The following is an 18,388-nucleotide window of genomic DNA, read 5'->3' as shown; positions in this document are numbered from 1 at the left end:
AGAGGCGTTTAACCGCCCCTGTTACAGAAAATGCACAGTAAGGCGGCCATTATTTGCGCCCGCTTTCTATTTGTTTGAGTGCGTTGCTGCTCAGCGTAAATACACCGCCGGCAATCAGGCATGCCGACCCCCCGATCAAGAGTGCCATCGATGGGCTAAACCAACGTGAAACCAGCCCCATCTGCATGTTGCCCGCAGCTGTACCCAGCGTTGACTGGGTCATCCAAAGGCTGGACATGCGGCCCAGCAAGTGGTCGGGTGTGTGTTTTTGCACCAATGCCATACGCATCATTTTTGAAATGGTGTCTGCTGCGCCCATAAAGGCCAGTGCACACACCGAGGCGTAAAGCGTTGTAGACGCGGACAGCAGCATGACAGACATGCCCCAGACCAGCACAGCCCCGATAACGATGCGGCCAGGACGTGAGTGGGAGCGAGTCCAGCCACTGCTGATCGCTGCCAACACGGCGCCCGTTGCAGGGGCGGCATACAGGGCACCTGTGGCTTCGGCTCCCATGCCCAGTACGGCATTACCCCACTCGGGCAGCAGTGCCATCGGGGTGGCAAACACCACAGCAGCCAGGTCTATAAGTAGCAGGCCACGCAGCAACGGAGTGGCCAGCATGTAGCGAAAGCCTTCGATAAACGAATGGAACATGCCCAGGCGGGCAGCGGCTGACCCTGCAGGCACCTGGGGCGGTAGCGGTGGTAGCGCCCGCAACAGCATGGGTGTGGTAACTACACCGATCAATACGATGACATAGCAGAAAACCAGACCGGCTCCGGCAATTAGTGCGCCTGCCAGCAAGGGACCAATGACGCCGCCAAGCTGCATGGACAGACCTGACAGCGCTGCGGCGGCGGCAAGATGCTGCCTTCCCACCAGCGCAGGCGTGGCTGACATCATGGCAGGTACGCTGATACCTCCGGCAGCGCCGCCGATGACGGCAGCAATATAAATGGGCCAGGCCATGGGCTGGGGCAGCAGGGCATTGATCAGAAATATCAGTACGCTGATCACGTAAACACTGCGTGACCAGAGCATGAGCTTGCGCCGATCAAGACGGTCTGAAAGTACGCCGCCGATAATAAGCGCCAGCCCCATCGGAACCGCCATGAATACATTGAGCGCTGCGACGGCAACACTGGAAGCGGTGAGTTGATACAACTGTATGCTTGCGGCGACCAGCAGCATACCGGTAACCAGTACGGTGGCCGTTCGCGCCGCGTAGGCGAAGCGAAAGGCACGGCTCTCGCGCAAAGGCGTAATGTCAATAATGAGATTTACTAGCTGCATACGTCTTCCGTGCTGCATGCCGTTGTATCTGCTTCGATCAGTGACGCGTCAAGCGTTGGCAGTAATTGTGAAACCGCGCGATCACCGGTCAGATGGGCATGCAGCGATTGGATGTCATGCACAACCATGCTGTCAGACCATGGGAGCCACATGTCGGGATGAAGATCTTCACCCTGATGGTCGAGTGCGGCACGGTAGTACAGCAGTGTGCCGTTGTAGACGCGATGTTCGTGCTCGCGCACGAGGGCATTATTGTGTTCGACCGAAGCAAGAATGCCATCAAGCTGCGTATCGGTAAGCTTGCCCAGAGCATGTTCGCTGCGACGCAGAAACCCCACGACCCCTTCACGGTTGAGCGAACCAGCTTCCAGTGTGTCAGGGTCGTAGCCTGCTATATGCATAATGGCTTTATAGGCGGCATCGTGGGCAGGCTCGGGGCGTTGGCGCCAGACCTCTGCGGGGTAGGCGTCCAGCATGCACACCACACCTACTTGTGCCTGGCGCTCGGCAAGTACGCAGGCCACTTCATGCGCGAGAATGCCACCCACTGACCACCCAAGCAAATGGTAAGGCCCATGGCTCTGTAGTGCCTGGATTTGATCCGCATAGCGTTTGGCTAATGTATTGAGCGACGCAATACCGTTTATGCCATGGCCTATCCAGGGCGACTGAATGCCATAAACAGGCCGTGCCGTGGGCAGCTTTCGCGCCAGCAGCCCGTAACACCAACTGAGGCCGCCAGCAGGGTGGATGCAAAATAGCGCGGGTCGGTTTTGCCCTGCCTCGGGCTTTAACGTAAAAATAGCTCCAAACCCGTCGCCCAGCGCTGACCCTTTTGGATCAGCGGCCGCATCAAGGTAAGCGGCCAGCCTCGCTACTGTAGGGTGTTCAAACACAGCGCCCAGGGACAGTCCTGTAGCGAGTTCGCGGCGCAGTAAAGAGGCTAGCCTGGCCGCAAGCAATGAGTGTCCGCCCAGGGTGAAAAAGTCATCATCGGCACCGGGTTCAGTGTTCAGCCCCAGCACTGTCTTGAACTGTGCGGCAACCACGTGTTCGGTAGCTGTTTGCGCCTGGCGGCCGGACCCAGCCAAAAACGTAGGCGCGGGTAAGGCCTTGCGGTCGAGCTTGCCATTGGTGTTAACCGGCAAGGTGTCGAGCCAGATGAAAGCAGAAGGCACCATGGCTTCGGGCAGGTGCTCACGCGCATACTTAAGCATGGCGGCAGGCTCGGGGGCGGCATCTTGTTGTGCCACCATATAGGCCACCAGAAGTGTCTGCCCGGGCTGGTCTTCGCGTGCGATGACGGCAATGTCGCGACACGCAGGGTGGCGGCCAAGCATGGCTTCAATCTCTCCCAGTTCGATACGCTGGCCACGCAGTTTGACCTGATGATCAAGGCGGCCCAGATAAACGACGGAACCATCGTTGCGCCAGCGGGCCAGATCACCGGTGTCATACATACGGGCGCCAGGGGTCGGGTCAAAAGGGTTGGGCTTGAAGCGCTCGGCTGTCAGGTCGGGGCGGCCGAGATAGCCATCAGCCAATTGGCGGCCACCTAGATACAAGGTACCTGCAACACCAGGCGGTACGGGGCGTAAAGAAGAATCAAGAATATAAAGCTGTGTGTTCCATACTGGGAAACCAATAGGAATAGGGTCGGCCACATCGTTTCGGCTTGCGTGCCAATAGCTGACATCGACGGCCGCCTCGGTGGGGCCATACAGGTTGTGCAGCTCGGCCTGTACCTGGGTGTGAAAACGGTCGCGCAGGCTGGCGCTGAGCGCTTCGCCGCTGCAGTACACGTGATCCAGCGTTAGCCCGTGGCTGCCGGGTTCATTGAGAAAGGCCGTCAGCATTGATGGCACGAAGTGCACCACGTTAATTTTTTGCTTGCGTATCAGTTGCGCGAGCGCATGTGGATCGCGGTGCAGGTCTGGCTCGGCAACGACCAGCGTTGCCCCGCACAGCATGGGCAAAAAGAGTTCCCAGACTGAAACATCAAAGGTGTATGGGGTTTTTTGCAGAAACCGTTGCTCGGCATTAAGCCCATAATGGGCTTTCATCCACAGCAGGCGATTAACGATGGCCTTATGGCTGACCACCACACCTTTGGGCTCGCCGGTAGAACCCGAGGTATACAGCACATATGCAGGGTCATCGGCCGTGGGGGCAGGCCACGAGCGAGCCGCTGCAGGGGTTTCGAATAAGGCCTCGACGTCAATAACTCGTGACTGGCTGCCCAGGCGAGGCAATGTGCCTGCATCGCCGACAACAGCCACTGGCCTGGCAGAAGCCAGAATGCGCGCAAGCCGTTCGTCAGGCTGATCTATATCGAGGGGCAGGTAGGCGGCCCCGGCTTTAAGAATGGCGTGCAAACTCATGACCATGTGTTCGTTGCGGGGCAGGGCGACGGCAACAATATCGCCTGTTCGTACCCCGGCCTGCCGTAGCCCCGTGGCGGCGCGCCCCACCTGTTCATCAAACTCACGATAAGACAGCGACTGTTGGCAAAACTGCAGGGCCTCGCGCTCAGCATGAGTGGCGCAGCTTGCTGCAGTCAGCGCACTGAGTGTGGTTTCGGGCACCGAGTGCGCCGTCTTGTTGACGGTGTGAACCCAATGCTGCCATTCGGGGGAGCATAGCGTTTGCACGGCTTGCAGTGTTTCAGCATGCAGGGCCGCGTTCATGAAGCTGATGACGCGATCAAGGTGGGCGTTTAGCTGCGCCTGGCTGTAAAGATTGGGGTTGGCCTCGAGTTCCAGGCGCAGGCCGCTGCCATCTGGCTGAGCCCTGAAGTTGAAGTTGAGGTCTTCAACGGGCCCGGCGCACAGCACCTCTTGGTGGGCGTTGAGGTTGGACTGCTGATAGGCGGCATCAAAGGGCAGAATATTGACCAGAGGCCCATGCAGGCGGCGCATGCCACCCAGCAGGCCGAGGTCGCGTCGTAGTTGCTCACTGCGATAGCGCCCATGACGGCGGGCCGAGCGTAACTGGCGCGCGCAGTTTTGAAACAGCGTATTCAAAGGCTGCTGCTGATCAATATGCAGGCATAGCGGCGCGACATTCATAATGGTTGCCACACTGCGTGCGCTTGCATTACCCATGCGGCCCATCCATGGCACACCAATAATGCTGGTATCTTGCCCCGTATGGCGCTGCACATAGGCAGCAATTAGCGCGGTAAGCATGTCAGGCCAGCTGCACTGTGCATCTTCTTGCCTTTGCTGCAGGCGGGTGATCAGCGCGGCATCAAGAGGGCGGCGTGCCTGCAGAATACTGTGGGCGGTGAGGGCAGGGCCATCGCTCAGGCTTGCCACGTCATCAAGGTGTTTTAGTGTGGCATGCCAGTAGGCCGCATCGTCGACGCGGCGCGTGCCTGCCCTATAGGCCTGGTCTTCTTTGACGACTTCTTCGAAGGGCGTTAAAGGCGTACCGTCTGTGCGCTGCTCAAGCAATGCCTGATAGCGTTGCATGGCTCTTTTCTCGATCAGCGCCATGCCATACCCATCTGCAGCCAGATGATGCACGCGTTGATACCAGTAAACGTGCTGCTTACCCACGACGAACAGGCGGTGGCGCGCGAGCGGGCTGACAACCGGGTCTACGGGCAAACGCAGATCGCGCTGCATGGCGGCTTTCGCCTGCTCTATCGCATTAGGCGCGCTGGCCAGATCGACAATATCGACGACTGGGATGCTGGCTTCCTCAAAGTATTGCAAGGGGCCAGCTTCTTGGTCGATGAAGCGCAACGATAAAGCGTTGGCTTCGCGCAGCGTGTGGTTTATGGCCTTGACGAACAGCGGCAGGTCAAGTGTGTCGCGGATTTCGGTACAGTGGCCCGTATTGAATATAGGGTTTTGGGGATCCAGGCGCTGCGCATACCAAAGGCCTTCTTGTGCCTCGGTAAGCGGAACGGCCTGATCTGGCCCTTGCATAAAGCCTTGGGTGCTGGATGTTTCGGTAATGACGGAATCGACTTTCATAAAAACGGCAGCTGCACGAAAACACCCGGGCGGGGGTGATAAAACAGAGGGGAGTTAGCGTGGAAGCGATAGCCGCACAAGCGACCACCAGTGCTGCAGCGTGGCGTTTAACGCCATTTCTGAGAACTCGATGCCGGCGCCGGCATCGCGCCAGCGCGATGCCAGCGTCATGGTGCGCATGGAATCAAGGCCGAGATCCATCAGGTTATCGTCATCGGCGATGTCGGCCGGGTCTTCATGCAGCATGTGGGCGATGTCGGCTCGCATGGATTCTAGTGTTATGGCAGTGCTCATACAGATTGCTGGGTGCTCTCGAATTGTGCGCGCAACTGGGCGCGTAACGCCTTGCGACTGATTTTGCCGACTGCGGTTTCGCTGAAGGTGTCCACAAAAATGAATTGATCAGGCACCTTGAAGTCAGCCAGGCCGCGCTCGCGTATCCATTTTTTTAGCTCGATGGCACGGGGCTTTTCATTTTTGGGAATGATGAACGCGCAACTACGCTCACCCAGATACGTGTCAGGCACGGAAACCACAGCTGCGTCAAAGACGGCAGGGTGTGCAAGCAAGTGGTTTTCGATTTCTTCGGCAGAAATCTTTTCACCGGCCCGGTTTATGTGATCACCCGCGCGGCCTTGCACCACCAGATACCCGGTGGGCGTCAGTTTGACGATATCGCCGGTGCGGTAGTAACCATCACGGGTGAATGAACGCGCGTTGGCGGCGGGGTTGTTGTAGTAGCCCCTTATGGTGTACGGACCACGCGTTAGCAAATGGCCAGGCTGGCCGAGGGCTACTGGTACGTCATTGTCGTCGACAATAAGGATTTCATCATCGGGGCTGATGGGCCGCCCCTGCGTATGGATGATGATATCGGCGTCATCGTTAAGGCGCGTGTAGTTGACCAGGCCCTCGGCCATCCCAAATACCTGCTGCAGCGTGACGCCCAGTACAGGCTTTACGCGCTGCGCAACCTCGGGAATAAGCTTGGCCCCGCCCACCTGCACAACGCGTAACGTTGACAGATTGGGCTTGCTGCACGCTGCCGCGTCGAGCCAGAGCATGAGCAGTGGTGGCACCAGACTGCATTGCGTGACGTGCTCGCGCTCAATAAGCCCAAAGCAGGCTTCTGGGCTTGGCGAAAGGCTGAGCACCACACGACCGCCCACATAAAGGGTGCCGAGAAAACCAGGCGAACTCATGGGGAAATTATGCGCCATCGGAAGCGCGCACAAAAATACGCTGTCGCTGTCCAGGCCGCAGATGCGAGCGCTTTCGCGCAGGGTGTAAATGTAGTCGTCGTGCGTGCGCGGTATTAGTTTGGACAAACCTGTACTGCCCCCGGAAATCTGCAGAAAAGCGATATCCTGCGGGGAGGACACTGTGGCGGGTATAGGTACGCCTGCGCCACTTGCCAGGATGCTTTGCAGTGTCGTAAAGGACCTGGTGTTGTCGCCCACGACAATGACATGTTCTACGCTTGTGCAGCGTTGCTGCAAGGTGCTGGCCAGGTTGCAGTAGTTAAAGCCGGCGTGCTCGGCCGCGCAAATATAGCCACGTGCGCCGCCCGTACTGGCAAAGTGCTCGATCTCGGCAATGCGGTGAGCGGGCAGGGCGTAAAGAGGGATGATGCCAGCCCTGAACAACCCAAAAATAACACTGACAAACTCAGGAATATTAGGCAGATGCACAATAACGCGGTCGCCGGCCACCAGGCCACGCGCCAGTAGCCCCGCCGCAATGGCCGAGGCTTGCTGGTCAAGCTGCGCATAGGTAACTTGCTGCGTATCGCTGGCGACCGCCACGCGATCTGGGTGCTGTAACGCACGACTGCGCAGCAGTGCGCCAAAGGTTTCGCCCTGCCAATGGCCTGCTTGCCGATAGCGCTGGACAAACTCGTCAGGCCAGCCATGTTCAGGGTAAATAGATGTGTTCATGAGAATGATTGCGATTTATCCAAGCCGCTATGTTATCACTATGCCAGGCTCTTAAGGGCAGCGTAGTCCAGATATTTCATACTAACCTGAGGGCTGGCGTGTAACGCAGCGATACCCGCAACATAGCCTTCCGGCATGGGTAGGCTCGCTACTCGGATCTCGCCAAATCCGTAGCCCTTGGGCCAATTGCTCAAGGACTGAAAATCGCAGCCTGGAGCATGCATAACGAGCAGATCGGGGGCTATGTGAAGACCTGTTCCGACAGCCTTCAGACACGCCTCTTTGTGTGTCCACAAGGTAAGCAGTGACAGCGACGAGTCAGTGCTGTCGAGCGTGTCGCGAGGGAAATAATCGCGTTGTAGCATACTGACATCAAGTGGACGAATCTGCTCAACGTCGACGCCAATCGGGCAGGGGCCGAGCGCGAGCACGACACAATGTCCCGAATGTGACAGGCTGATGTGAATAGGCTCTACGTTCGCCGGAAGACGCAGAAACGGTTTGCCCTGTGCGCTACGCACAATGTTGATCTGCTCTGGTGGCACGCCGGTCATCTCATGTACCAACCTGCACAACGCGGCATAAGCCACCTTGCGATTGATCTGGTCTTCTGGTCGCTTCAAGGTGTTAATGCGTTGCCATTCTGCGGCCGGGACGAAGCAAAAAAACTTTTCGGAAAGCGTTGCGGCATCCCGTGTGTCAATGCCATAGACATGCAGGTGGGCACTCATGGGCTTAGTTGGCCGGCTGCTGTAACCCGAGCGAAGTGTTCGATGGCAAAACAGGCAGCGCTGTGCAGCATGGGGCCGTGAGCCTGCCCAGCAAAAAGCCGGAGCGTGGTTTCTTCGTGGCCGGAAGCCTGTAACGCAGCCTGAAAACGCTGCGCAAACGGCACGGTTGAAACACCCATTTCGCGTGGTTCGCCCGGTACGCCAGGCTGCGGTCGCCAACGCTCTTCAGTGCCTACCAGCATATGTACAGGGATGCGATTGGCGACATCAACCTCATGCCCCGGGTGCCGGGCCTGAAGTTGGGCCAGCATATGGGGCCAATACCACCAGAGCGAGGGGCTGGCCGTATACACGCGGCTAAATAGCCCTGGTGCCTGCAACCAGCTGTAAAGGCTGAACAGACCGGCATAAGAATGGCCAAACAATGCCACGCACTCATCGCTGGACGAGCCTGCAGGTGACAGTCTGGGTAAAACCTCGCTTTGCAAAAAACCGAGCAGTGCGTCGGCGCCGCCGCACGGCCACTCTGCCTTGCGTGCATCGCAAAGAACACCACCAGGGCCAGCGGGGGTGTAGTCGTGGGTTCGCCAGGGTGCAATGATGCTGCGGTCGGCGGTGTGATACCCCAGGCTCGCAACGCGTATGTTGTCGTGCGGCACGGCGGCGAAGGCCGCATCAAGTGTGTCGTCCAGCCACTGGCCATCAAGAAGCAGCAAGGTGTGCATGCGGGCCGAAGTGGCGGGACGTGTGGGCGTCCAGACCCGCAGACGATATGCGCGACCTGAGGTATTCGAAAGCGGGTGTTCTACGGTAGAAAAGTCAGGCATATGTCGTGTCGGGCCATTTATTTGTTTAGGTTCACCATATACGTGCCCTGCAAGGGCACAGTAAGAAAATGCTTGTTGATTTCAGCCAGTGTGTCTTGGGCTGATATGTCGGTGAACCGGTCAGGGTGTAACCAGCCAGCCAGCGCCTCGATGAAAATAACGTGCAGCGGTGAATCATTAAAGGCATGCCAGATGCCATGCGCATTGCCATTGCGGATGGCAGGCAGGGCGCCAAGTCGATTGCTTTCAATAATGCGCTGCAGGCTGGCGCGGGCCTGTTTCTCAGTGGCGCCTGTGCCTATGTCCAGGCCGCTGCTGGCGCGTTTGCCTGAACCGGTGCCGGTGGCTACATAGACGACTGGATTACGTGCGTTGATATATTCAAAATTTAGCCGGCCTGTTACGGTTTTGAGTACGTCACTGCCTATGTTGTGGCCGCCTGCGTACTCGACCATGTTGTTAAAGGTGCCCGTGCCCGGCGAATTGCAGCAATCGGTGCTGCCCGCGTGTGCATGGATGAAAACTGGGGGCCTATCGTCAGCCGGTACGTCGGTCAAACGCTGCGCCACGGCAGCCATATGCGATTCGTACAGCTTGATAAAGGCTTCGGTGCGAGCCTCCTGATCGATGGCCTGGCCCAGTGCGCGCAGGCTGGGTACGGTGTTTTGCAGTGGTTGTACAAAAAAATCAATAATAATGACCGGTATGCCTGCGGCGGCAAACTGCTTCATCATGAGGGAGTCTTCAGGGTTCTGGCCCTTGCCCACACCGGCAAAACTGGCTGTCAGTACGATAAGGTCAGGTTGCAGTGACAATGCCTGTTCAACTGAAAAGCTGTCTGCCGTGTGACGGCCCACAATCGGTATGCGGGCAATGTTCGGAAACCGCTCAAGATAGGTTTGATACTCGTTGGAAAATGAGGTGCGAAATTCATCTGACCAACCAGCCAGCAGGCTGACCGGGTCGGGGTGTAACAGCGCCAGTACAGGCATGTGCCTGGCCTGGGTCAAAATTATGCGCTTGGCGGGTGCCTTGAGCGTGACACTTCTGCCCATGGCATCAGTAATAGTTATGGGCTGGGCGCTGGCCAGGGTGCACAAAAGGGCAAGCCAGATCAGGGCGCACGCACGTGTAAATCGCATTATCATTTTTTACCTTACCGGGGCCCGAAGCCCGTCTATCAAAACCTGCAACATACCCCGCGAGCATGGCTCTATACGGGTTTCCACACCATAGGCCTGGGCCAGCACGGTTGGCGTGATTACGTCGGCGGGCAAGCCTTCACCTAATAATTCGCCTTGCCGGATGAGTACTGCGTAGTCACTGTGGCGCAGGGCCACATTGAGGTCGTGCAGCACGATAAGCGTGATCAGCCCGTGTTCGTGCGTTTCTTGCCGGAGCAGATCCATAACATGAAACTGAAAGTTCAGATCAAGTGCCGAAAGCGGCTCGTCGAGCAGCAGTAGACGGGGGCGGCGAATTAGCGCCTGGGCCAGGCCTACAAGCTGCTTTTGCCCGCCCGAAAGTTGATCGAGATAATGCATGGACAAATGCGCAATGCCCAAGCGTTGTAGCAGTGCCATGACCTGCTCGAGGCCGACATGGCCTGCATCGACAGACAGGGCGGAAGCACGAGCCGCCACCAGAACAGACTCCAGCACGCGCAAATGCACCGAGGCTGGCAACGATTGCGGCAAGTACACCACATGCTGCGCACGTTGCTCGAAGCTGATCTTATCGAGATTCTGACCGTGGAGCGTGATGCTGCCCTGCTGCAATGGCAACAGCCCGGCTAGCGCCTTGAGCAGTGTTGACTTGCCGCTGCCATTGGGCCCCAGCACGGCGACCAGCTGGCCTGTATGCAGGGGTTTGAGCGTGAGCGCAGGAATAATTGCCTGCTTGCGATAGGCGACGCGCAGATTGCTGACTTCTAGCATGACGATTAATTGCTTTGGCGGCGTAACACCACCGATAAGAAGAACGGCACGCCCACCAGAGAGGTTACGATGCCAACAGGCACGATGATGCCGGACGAAATATTCTTTGACGCGATCGAGGCCAGTGATAGCACCATGGCCCCTACGAGGGCGCTGCCTGGCAGGTAAAACCTGTGGTCTTCGCCAAACAGACGTCGTGCAATATGCGGGGCAATCAGACCAATAAAGCTGATGGTGCCCACAAACGATACCGCCAGTGCCGCGAGCAGGCTAATGCGCAAAAGTGAAGTAAGGCGCAGCCGCTGTACGTTGATGCCGAAACTGAAGGCGCGATCTTCACCCAGGCGCAGCGCCGTCAGCTTCCACGCGTCACGCATGGCCAGCGGCCAGATCAGGGCCACGGCCAGCGCCATGGCACCCACCTTGGGCCAGGTCGCGCGCGACAGGCTGCCCATGGTCCAGAACACCAGGCTTTGCAGGTCTTCGGCGCTGGCTACAAATTGCATGAGCGAAACCAGTGCATTAAACGAAAACACCATGGCGATGCCGAAAAGCACTAGGCCAGAACTGCTGATGTTGCCCCAGCGTGCGGCGGCGTCAAGCATTAAGGCGGAAAACAAGGCAAATACGAAGGCGTTTGCTGCGACCATCCAGCCCGGTGGCAGCCCAGGTAGCGAGAGATCGAGCACGATGGCCAGTGACGCACCAAAGGCTGCCGCAGAGGAAATGCCCAGTGTGAACGGGCTTGCCAGTGGGTTGTTCAGAATTGTCTGCATTTCGGCACCTGCCAGGCCGAGCCCCAGGCCGATTACGACGGCCATCATGGAATAGGGCAGGCGGAATTCCCAGACAATGACACGCATTGTGGGTTCAGCGCTGGAAGGTTGAAGCAAGGTGTGGAAGAGGTCAGACCAAGTCAGCGCCGAGGGCCCCAGCGTGAAATCGGCCAGCATGGAAAACACAATAATCAATACCAGTGCCGCCACCAGCAGCCAGCGCCTCTTGATTAGGTGCTGGTATTGCGCTTGAGCCAGGCCCGTCGTGTGAGCAGAAAGCATTAAATGTCTGAATGAGAATAAGTTACCAACACGAAAGTATAGAGGAAAGCGGAATATAGCTAACAATAACGATAACGATTCTGTTTTATATATTTGTTTTGTGGTGTAGGGGCGCCTACATTCAATCAGCCAGGTCGCGCGCTGTTTCTTGGTATGACGGCGTCGTTCTGCCCTCCCCCTTTCACACATAGCGTAAGCGTCGGGCCGGCTTCCAACGCGCAATCGAGTCTGCGCCGATTATCCCCAGGCACGCAGAACGTATGATCTGCCCCTGGGGTAAACTGCTTTTCTTACTAAAATCTATGCAAAACGTGGGGACTCATCATGCGCAAAATCATTCAGGCCGGCATCGCTGGCATACTCGCGCTGGGCCTGTCGGCCTCAGCCCTGGCCGCAGACACGTGGCCATCTAAGGCATTGACACTGATAGTGCCTTTTGGTCCCGGCTCAAGCCCTGACGTAATGTCCAGGGTAATTGCCGAACAGGCCAGCAAAACGTTAGGCCAGCCCATTGTGGTGCAGAACCGTCCCGGTGCCAGCGGCAATCTGGGCACGGGCGTCATTGCAAAATCTGCACCCGATGGTTATACGTTTGGGGTGTCAATTACCGGGCCCATGGTTAACAACACCATTCTTTACGCAAACCTGCCCTACGATCCTAAAAAAGACATCTCCCCGCTCACCCTGGGCGTGCACCAGCCTAATATTCTGGTTGTGCCTGCGCAGTCTGACATCAAAACGCTTGACGATTTGATCCAAGCCATGAAGGTGCCGAACAGCGCCTACAACTTCCCGTCAACAGGGGCTGGTACGGTTTCTCAGCTGTCGGTAGAACTGCTGCTTGAACGCGCGGGCGGTAAAGCGGTGCACGTTCCATACCCATCTTCGCCAGCGGCCGTTACTTCGCTGCTGTCGGGTGATACGCACTTTGCAGCCTTGCCACCCATCGCCGTCATGCCCATGATTAAAGATGGCCGGCTGCGCGCTCTGGCGACCGTGTCCAGCAAACGTGCCAGCTTTCTTCCAGACACCCCCACGGTAGAAGAGCTCGGTTACCCTGGTATTGAAGGGTCTGGGTGGATCGGCTTTGTCGCGCCTGCAGGCATACCTGACAACATTAAAAAGCAACTGGGCGACGCGCTGATAAGCGCCATTGCTAACCCTGAGGTGCAAGCGCGTTTGAAGGCACAGTTCATGGAGCCGGTAGGCAACCAGCCTGAAGAGTTCGCACAGTATATGGATGACGAGCTTGCGCGCTGGGCACCGCTGATCAAGCGACTTAACCTTAGCGTTAATTGAACTGCCCCCAGAAGTGGGACGCAGCTAACTAAGAAAAGCGCAACTGCATGAGGGTGACCGAGTGCGGGTTGACAATGTGGCCCCGGGGGCCACATTGTCAACATTGCAGGAACAAAGTGCCAACAACAGAGTGCAGGCTAATTACGATGCGGTAGGGTAGTTAAGCGGTTTGAAATCAGGGTCATCAAAATAACTGGCGTATTTGTCAATCGCCCCCATCACTTTCTCCGCACCTTGCTGCGCACTGGTTTTGTTTTTCATCGCCGTTGTGCCTTCGGCCAGATCAGCGATGATCAAATGCAGTTGGGCGTCCGCCTCAGGTTCAAGCTTGCAGTTCTGAACCATATAAGTGATGTCATTGTTGATGCCATCGGCCAATGCCAGGTACTTTTCCTCTGCCAGTTCATTGGCATGGATGGCATGGGTTTCTTTGGCCATGGCGTTTCGGATGTTGTTCATGGCACGACTTAGTGGGGCATCGACTGCCCATTTTGTGCCGTTATTCAGTTTGAGTTCCGCTGTGTGGCCGTGGTCATGATCGCTAGCAGCTTGCGCCGCCAGAGCAGGGGCCGTCATCATACTGAGCACTATGCCCGTGACGGCTGCAAACGTGGTTAGTGTGGACTTGATGTTCATGAGATTCTCCCGAGTAGTGCCGCGTATTCGGCATGGAAGGATCATCTCGAACTCAGCTTAACCCACGCTTAAGAAGACGGAATATATTGAATATAAAGTGTGGGCCGTTTTTCTATCTACACGGCCCTGAATTGCACGGCTGCGATCAGGCCTTTTCCGACGGCACCGTCGTTAAACGTCAACGAGGCACCATGCAACTCTGCTATACGGTCTACGATCGATAGCCCCAGCCCACTACCGTCCTCGCCGCTGCCAAGCACGCGATAAAAACGCGAGGCGACCTGTTTTCGTTCTTGCTCCGGAATGCCTGGCCCGGTATCGATTACGTGCAGTAATACCTCATCGCCAACTCGATTAAGTTGAACATCGACTGCCCCGCCGGCGGGTGTGTAACGAACGGCATTGTCGACGAGGTTACGCACAAGAATCGCAAGCAGCGTTGCATCGCCGTTTACCCATCCGTCAACGTTTGCCTCAAACCCCAACTCTACGCCCTTGCTTACAGCGATCGGTGCCTGCAGGGCGACACATTCATTGACTACAGCAGAAAGCTTGACCGGTTGCTGATTAATGGCGGCGTTCTGTGGGTCCAGGCGAGAGAGCACAAGCAATTGTTCAAGTAGATGAGCTGCGCGGTCTGCACCGTTAATAACATTACTTAACGCCTGCTTCAGTTGAGTTGAATCGTACGCAGCATTTGCTACTTGCGCCTGAGTTTTAATGGCGGCAAGCGGTGTGCGCAGTTCATGGGCAGCATCAGCCGTAAAGCGTCGCTCGAACTCAAGAGAGCTTCTTAATCGGGCAAAAAGAGCGTTGAGGGCGTCCTGCAGAGGCAGCACTTCGCGCGGCGTATCAGTGAGGTCGAGCGGTTCAAGCTTGTCTGGGTCACGCTGCTTTACCTCGCGGGCAAAGCGGGACAGGGGCGCAAGCCCAGCACCCACAGACAGCCAGATCAATAAGCCAAGTGCGGGAACGGCAAAATACAAGGGATGCAACAGGTGGCTCGCTACACTTTCGGCCAGTGCATTGCGCAACTTATAGCGTTCTCCGACGCGCACATTTATACCATTGGCCTCATCCCAATGACTATAAATGCGGTAGTGGACGTCATTGATGGTCGCGTTTTCAAAACCGTCGTGCTGTGTGCCCAGGCGTTCTTCAGGGGCAGTACTAGAATTTAGAAGTAAAGTACCGTCACGCTGCCAGATCTGCAGTGTTGTATCGGTATGATCGCGAATTTGTTGTGCACTGCTGCCGAGGTTTTTCAGATTTACGTATTGCGTTTCTGCCAGTTCAGCTGCTTTTACCAGGCGGGCATCAAGCATGGTGCCAATTTCACGGCGTACGTCACGGTACGTGAAGAACGCTGTCGCAATCCACGCAAAAAGTACTGATACTGCGATAATCGCAAAAAGACGCCAGCGTAGTGAGGACCTCATGATGCGACCTTTTCAATCATGTAGCCAACACCACGAATAGTTCGGATCAGTTCCGGATAAAGCTTTCGACGCAGATGATGTATGAAGACCTCAACCGCATTGCTCTCGATCTCATCTCCCCATCCGTACAACTGCTCTTCGATTTGGGCCTTTGACATGACTCGTCCGGCATTGAGCAATAAGGTGTGCAAAATTGCAAATTCACGTGCAGAGAGAGCAACAGACTTGTTGGATAAAGACACCGAATGACCGGCTGGATCAACACGAAGTTCTCCGTGGCTGATGACGGGGTCTGCGCTTCCTTTGGATCGTCGCAGCAATGCCCGAAGCCTGGCCTGCAATTCGGTAAGATCGAAAGGCTTTACGAGATAATCGTCGGCGCCAGCATCCAAGCCTGCCACTCGGTCTGCTACTGCATCGCGAGCGGTCAGGATCAGAATCGGTAAGGTTTCTCCTCTTGCTCGAGCTCGCCTCAGGAGCTCCATGCCTGACAGCTGCGGAAGGCCGAGATCAAGTACAACGGCATCGTAGCTGCCTAGGGCGAGAGCAGTTTCGGCCTGCTGCCCATCCTGTACCCAATCAACGGCCAAACCTGCCTGGCCAATGCCGACAGCTATGCCGTCACCGAGTAGTTTGTCGTCTTCGACCAAGAGGATTTTCATAGGCAGCAACCGGCAAGGCCGAAAATGCGCTAGCCAAGGGCTCGGATAAAGGTTTCCATCTTGGTGGCAGTTTCTGCAATTTCACTGTCAGGGTCAGACCCGGCGACAGTACCGGCACCGGCATACACCCGCAGCCGGGTAGGCTCAGTATGCATGGCGCATCGCAAGGTCAGTGCCCACTCGCCGTCGCCATTGGCGCGTTGCCAGCCGACCAGGCCAGCAAAATATTCACGATCGAACGGCTCCAGCTGGCGGATATGCTCAAATGCCTTGCCCGTTGGCTGGCCGCAGATTGCCGGCGTGGGGTGTAGCGCGCACGAAAGCTGCAACGCGGTTACCGCCGGGTCGCGCAACTGGCCCGTAATAAAGGTAGACAAATGCCATAGCGTATCGGTGCCAATGACGGAGGGGCCGGGCGGCACATCGAGCTCGTCGCAGTACTCGTGCAAAATGCGCACAATGTCATTAACAACATAGGCATGCTCGCGCAGATCTTTTTCAGAGCGCGCCAGGCCTGCCTTGAGGGCGGCGTCTGTATCAGGATTACTATTGCGGCCTATGGACCCGGCCAGCGGGTTGATGAAAATACGATCACCCTCGCGTCGCACCAGAAGTTCGGGGCTGGCCCCCACCATGACGCCACTGGCAAGAGATGTTCCGCCGTCGCCCCAAATTGGGAGCGCAAAGGTATAACCATGGGCATTGCGACGCAGTAAGTCTTGCAATAGCTGGGGGTAGTTTGGTGGCTGGTCCAGATCAATATCCATGGCGCGCGAGAGCACCACTTTTTTTAGATCGCCCTCTGCGAATAGCGTGAGTGCCTTTCGCACCATGTCGCCGTATATTTCTGGGGGTGGTACAGGCGTGCGCCCGACAATTTGCGGCTTCGCTGTGTGATCTGAATCGAGACTGCGCATGACAGTGTCGTTGTCAGGCACCCCTGCGCACTCATAGGAAAGCGGTATGGTCAGACTGGCCGGTTTGCTTGTGTCGAAAGGCACCAGGCCGAACATGACGGGGTCAGTCAGGCCACGCTGCCGGGCCTCGTCAAACAGAGACTGAATCACGGAGACGCTTACCGGCTCAATCGCCGACAATGCGCCCAGGCTGGCCTTGCTGCGCCATTGGGTTGCCGGCGAGGCAAAAAAAACGTCACCCCGGGCAAAGTCATCAAGCATCCAGCCTCTGGCCGGTAGGCTAGGTTCAGTAGTGGCCGTATTGTGCGGCTCAGACGCCCCCGATTCGGTTGGCATAATGTTTGTATCCTTGAAGTGTCTTTTAATTCGGGCAAGTTAGCAGAATACCCTATGGTTTTCAAACCCATTTTATGGTGTGCCGTGCACGATGATGAGGTAGTAGGCGCCATGTACTTTGTCGCGCCATGCAATGCGGAAAAAGTGGGGTCGTGTTTTGCTGTACGGGTTTTCCATGATTGCATCCCGTTGCATCGCTTGTTGCGCCAAAGTATAGTTATGCAACCAGTTGCATAACTATTTTTTGAGACTTCTCATGAGCCTGCCGCCCATTCTTACTCAACGCTTGCGCCTGCCTGTCGTTGCATCACCCATGTTCATTGTTTCCGGCCCTGAATTAGTCATTGCCCAGTGCAAGGCGGGTGTAGTGGGTTCGTTCCCGGCCTTAAATGCACGCCCGGCATCAGCGCTTGAAGAGTGGCTGGAGCGTATTACCACTGAGCTGCGCATCTATGATGAGCAAAACCCTGACCGGCCATCGGCGCCCTTTGCCGTGAACCAGATCGTGCATCGATCCAATGATCGACTGGAGCACGACATGGAGGTATGCGTTCGATATAAGGTGCCTATTGTGATCACCTCGCTCGGTGCAAGGGTCGAGATCAACGACGCCGTCCACAGCTATGGCGGTATCGTGCTGCACGATGTGATTGACAACTGGTTCGCTCGCAAAGCAATAGAAAAGGGCGCAGACGGGCTTATCGCCGTGGCGGCCGGTGCGGGCGGACATGCGGGCGTGCAATCGCCTTTTGCATTGGTGCAGGAAATCAGAGAGTGGTTTGACGGTCCGTTGCTGTTGTCCGGTTCGATTGCCAATGGCAAGTCGGTGCTGGCGGCTCAGGCAATGGGGGCCGATCTGGCCTATGTAGGGTCGGCATTCATAGCCACACAAGAAGCCAATGCCGTCGAAGGCTACAAGCAGATGATTACTGAATGCTCCGCAAAAGACGTCATCCACACCAACCTGATCACGGGCGTACACGGCAACTATCTCAAACCCTCTTTGGTTAATGCTGGTCTAGACCCAGACCAGCTTCCCAGCGGAGATGTGTCGCAAATGAACTTTGGGTCTAACCGCGAAAAACCGAAGGCGTGGAAAGAAATCTGGGGCTGCGGGCAGGGCATTGGCGCGATAAAAGATGTGCCATCGGCCCAAGCCTTGGTTGACCGGCTTGTTGCTGAATACCAAGCTGCCCTGCACGGGCTGGAAAGCGTTACCCAGGCACCCATCCACCCCGCTTACGCACCACAGGGCCTGCTTGCCGAGGTAGACTTAGTCGCGTCTGCTTGATCAGGTTATTGCCTCTATTTAAAGCTGGAATGGTTGCG

The 18,388-nt window shown here is 56.7% G+C and carries 15 protein-coding genes; 2 read left to right on the top strand and 13 right to left on the bottom strand.

Going from position 1 to position 18,388, the window contains the following annotated elements:
- Positions 1-49: 49 nt before the first annotated feature.
- Genes entS through FQ179_RS16815 form a run of 9 tightly spaced genes read right to left on the bottom strand, consistent with a single transcriptional unit; the run spans position 50 to position 11,770 of the window.
- Positions 50-1,297: an enterobactin transporter EntS gene (gene entS / locus FQ179_RS16855; RefSeq protein WP_149398486.1), complete on the bottom strand. Its 1,248-nt coding sequence runs from the start codon at positions 1,295-1,297 to the stop codon at positions 50-52.
- The gene (locus FQ179_RS16850) at positions 1,288-5,280 is read right to left on the bottom strand and encodes a non-ribosomal peptide synthetase (protein WP_188074640.1); all 3,993 of its coding nucleotides are present in this window, start codon (positions 5,278-5,280) and stop codon (positions 1,288-1,290) included. The genes entS and FQ179_RS16850 overlap by 10 nt, the downstream gene beginning before the upstream one ends.
- Before the next feature lie 54 nt (positions 5,281-5,334).
- Positions 5,335-5,574: a phosphopantetheine-binding protein gene (locus FQ179_RS16845; protein ID WP_149398485.1), complete on the bottom strand. Its 240-nt coding sequence runs from the start codon at positions 5,572-5,574 to the stop codon at positions 5,335-5,337.
- Positions 5,571-7,217, bottom strand: a complete 1,647-nt coding sequence (locus FQ179_RS16840) for a (2,3-dihydroxybenzoyl)adenylate synthase (RefSeq protein ID WP_149398484.1) — start codon at positions 7,215-7,217, stop codon at positions 5,571-5,573. The genes FQ179_RS16845 and FQ179_RS16840 overlap by 4 nt, the downstream gene beginning before the upstream one ends.
- Before the next feature lie 38 nt (positions 7,218-7,255).
- On the bottom strand, positions 7,256-7,948 hold the full coding sequence (locus FQ179_RS16835) for a 4'-phosphopantetheinyl transferase superfamily protein (protein ID WP_149398483.1): 693 nt from the start codon (positions 7,946-7,948) through the stop codon (positions 7,256-7,258).
- Positions 7,945-8,775, bottom strand: coding sequence for an alpha/beta hydrolase (locus FQ179_RS16830; protein WP_149398482.1), 831 nt, complete (start codon positions 8,773-8,775; stop codon positions 7,945-7,947). The genes FQ179_RS16835 and FQ179_RS16830 overlap by 4 nt, the downstream gene beginning before the upstream one ends.
- Positions 8,776-8,792: 17 nt before the next feature.
- Entirely contained in the window at positions 8,793-9,917 is a 1,125-nt protein-coding gene (locus FQ179_RS16825; RefSeq protein ID WP_255475039.1) for an ABC transporter substrate-binding protein, read from the bottom strand.
- Between the two features lie 9 nt (positions 9,918-9,926).
- A complete protein-coding gene (locus tag FQ179_RS16820) occupies positions 9,927-10,712 on the bottom strand; it encodes an ABC transporter ATP-binding protein (RefSeq protein ID WP_149398480.1) in 786 nt (261 codons plus the stop codon).
- A 5-nt stretch (positions 10,713-10,717) separates the two neighbouring features.
- A complete protein-coding gene (locus FQ179_RS16815) occupies positions 10,718-11,770 on the bottom strand; it encodes an iron ABC transporter permease (protein ID WP_149398479.1) in 1,053 nt (350 codons plus the stop codon).
- Positions 11,771-12,094: 324 nt separating this feature from the next.
- Between FQ179_RS16815 and FQ179_RS16810 the strand changes: the two genes are divergently transcribed.
- On the top strand, positions 12,095-13,069 hold the full coding sequence (locus FQ179_RS16810) for a tripartite tricarboxylate transporter substrate binding protein (protein WP_149398478.1): 975 nt from the start codon (positions 12,095-12,097) through the stop codon (positions 13,067-13,069).
- A gap of 141 nt (positions 13,070-13,210) precedes the next feature.
- On the opposite strand, the gene FQ179_RS16805 is transcribed toward FQ179_RS16810, so the two are convergent.
- From FQ179_RS16805 to FQ179_RS16790, 4 genes are all read right to left on the bottom strand, one after another.
- Positions 13,211-13,705, bottom strand: coding sequence for a hypothetical protein (locus tag FQ179_RS16805; protein WP_149398477.1), 495 nt, complete (start codon positions 13,703-13,705; stop codon positions 13,211-13,213).
- Positions 13,706-13,821: 116 nt separating this feature from the next.
- Positions 13,822-15,144, bottom strand: coding sequence for an ATP-binding protein (locus FQ179_RS16800; protein ID WP_149398476.1), 1,323 nt, complete (start codon positions 15,142-15,144; stop codon positions 13,822-13,824).
- Positions 15,141-15,806 carry a response regulator gene (locus FQ179_RS16795; protein ID WP_149398475.1) on the bottom strand — a complete coding sequence of 222 codons (666 nt, stop codon included), beginning with the start codon at positions 15,804-15,806 and terminating at the stop codon, positions 15,141-15,143. The genes FQ179_RS16800 and FQ179_RS16795 overlap by 4 nt, the downstream gene beginning before the upstream one ends.
- A gap of 29 nt (positions 15,807-15,835) precedes the next feature.
- Positions 15,836-17,059, bottom strand: coding sequence for an isochorismate synthase (locus FQ179_RS16790; protein ID WP_149398474.1), 1,224 nt, complete (start codon positions 17,057-17,059; stop codon positions 15,836-15,838).
- Positions 17,060-17,315: 256 nt separating this feature from the next.
- Here FQ179_RS16790 and FQ179_RS16785 point away from each other — a divergent pair, with 256 nt between their 5' ends.
- Positions 17,316-18,350, top strand: a complete 1,035-nt coding sequence (locus FQ179_RS16785; RefSeq protein ID WP_149398473.1) for a nitronate monooxygenase family protein — start codon at positions 17,316-17,318, stop codon at positions 18,348-18,350.
- Positions 18,351-18,388 lie beyond the last annotated feature (38 nt).

The organism is Pusillimonas sp. ANT_WB101, assembly GCF_008369125.1.
Taxonomy (GTDB): Bacteria; Pseudomonadota; Gammaproteobacteria; order Burkholderiales; family Burkholderiaceae_B; genus Allopusillimonas.
Note: the sequence above shows the minus strand (reverse complement) of the source record. Positions and strands in the feature narration are given on the sequence as shown.

Bases quoted from the DNA above. Each gene is read 5' to 3' on its own strand.
- FQ179_RS16835 (WP_149398483.1), bottom strand. From the start codon at position 7,948: ATGAGTGCCCACCTGCATGTCTATGGCATTGACACACGGGATGCCGCA.
- FQ179_RS16845 (WP_149398485.1), bottom strand. From the start codon at position 5,574: ATGAGCACTGCCATAACACTAGAATCCATGCGAGCCGACATCGCCCAC.
- FQ179_RS16820 (WP_149398480.1), bottom strand. From the start codon at position 10,712: ATGCTAGAAGTCAGCAATCTGCGCGTCGCCTATCGCAAGCAGGCAATT.
- FQ179_RS16805 (WP_149398477.1), bottom strand. From the start codon at position 13,705: ATGAACATCAAGTCCACACTAACCACGTTTGCAGCCGTCACGGGCATA.
- FQ179_RS16785 (WP_149398473.1), top strand. From the start codon at position 17,316: ATGAGCCTGCCGCCCATTCTTACTCAACGCTTGCGCCTGCCTGTCGTT.
- FQ179_RS16790 (WP_149398474.1), bottom strand. From the start codon at position 17,059: ATGCCAACCGAATCGGGGGCGTCTGAGCCGCACAATACGGCCACTACT.
- FQ179_RS16830 (WP_149398482.1), bottom strand. From the start codon at position 8,775: ATGCCTGACTTTTCTACCGTAGAACACCCGCTTTCGAATACCTCAGGT.
- FQ179_RS16825 (WP_255475039.1), bottom strand. From the start codon at position 9,917: ATGCGATTTACACGTGCGTGCGCCCTGATCTGGCTTGCCCTTTTGTGC.
- entS (WP_149398486.1), bottom strand. From the start codon at position 1,297: ATGCAGCTAGTAAATCTCATTATTGACATTACGCCTTTGCGCGAGAGC.
- FQ179_RS16840 (WP_149398484.1), bottom strand. From the start codon at position 7,217: ATGAACACATCTATTTACCCTGAACATGGCTGGCCTGACGAGTTTGTC.
- FQ179_RS16800 (WP_149398476.1), bottom strand. From the start codon at position 15,144: ATGAGGTCCTCACTACGCTGGCGTCTTTTTGCGATTATCGCAGTATCA.
- FQ179_RS16810 (WP_149398478.1), top strand. From the start codon at position 12,095: ATGCGCAAAATCATTCAGGCCGGCATCGCTGGCATACTCGCGCTGGGC.
- FQ179_RS16815 (WP_149398479.1), bottom strand. From the start codon at position 11,770: ATGCTTTCTGCTCACACGACGGGCCTGGCTCAAGCGCAATACCAGCAC.
- FQ179_RS16850 (WP_188074640.1), bottom strand. From the start codon at position 5,280: ATGAAAGTCGATTCCGTCATTACCGAAACATCCAGCACCCAAGGCTTT.
- FQ179_RS16795 (WP_149398475.1), bottom strand. From the start codon at position 15,806: ATGAAAATCCTCTTGGTCGAAGACGACAAACTACTCGGTGACGGCATA.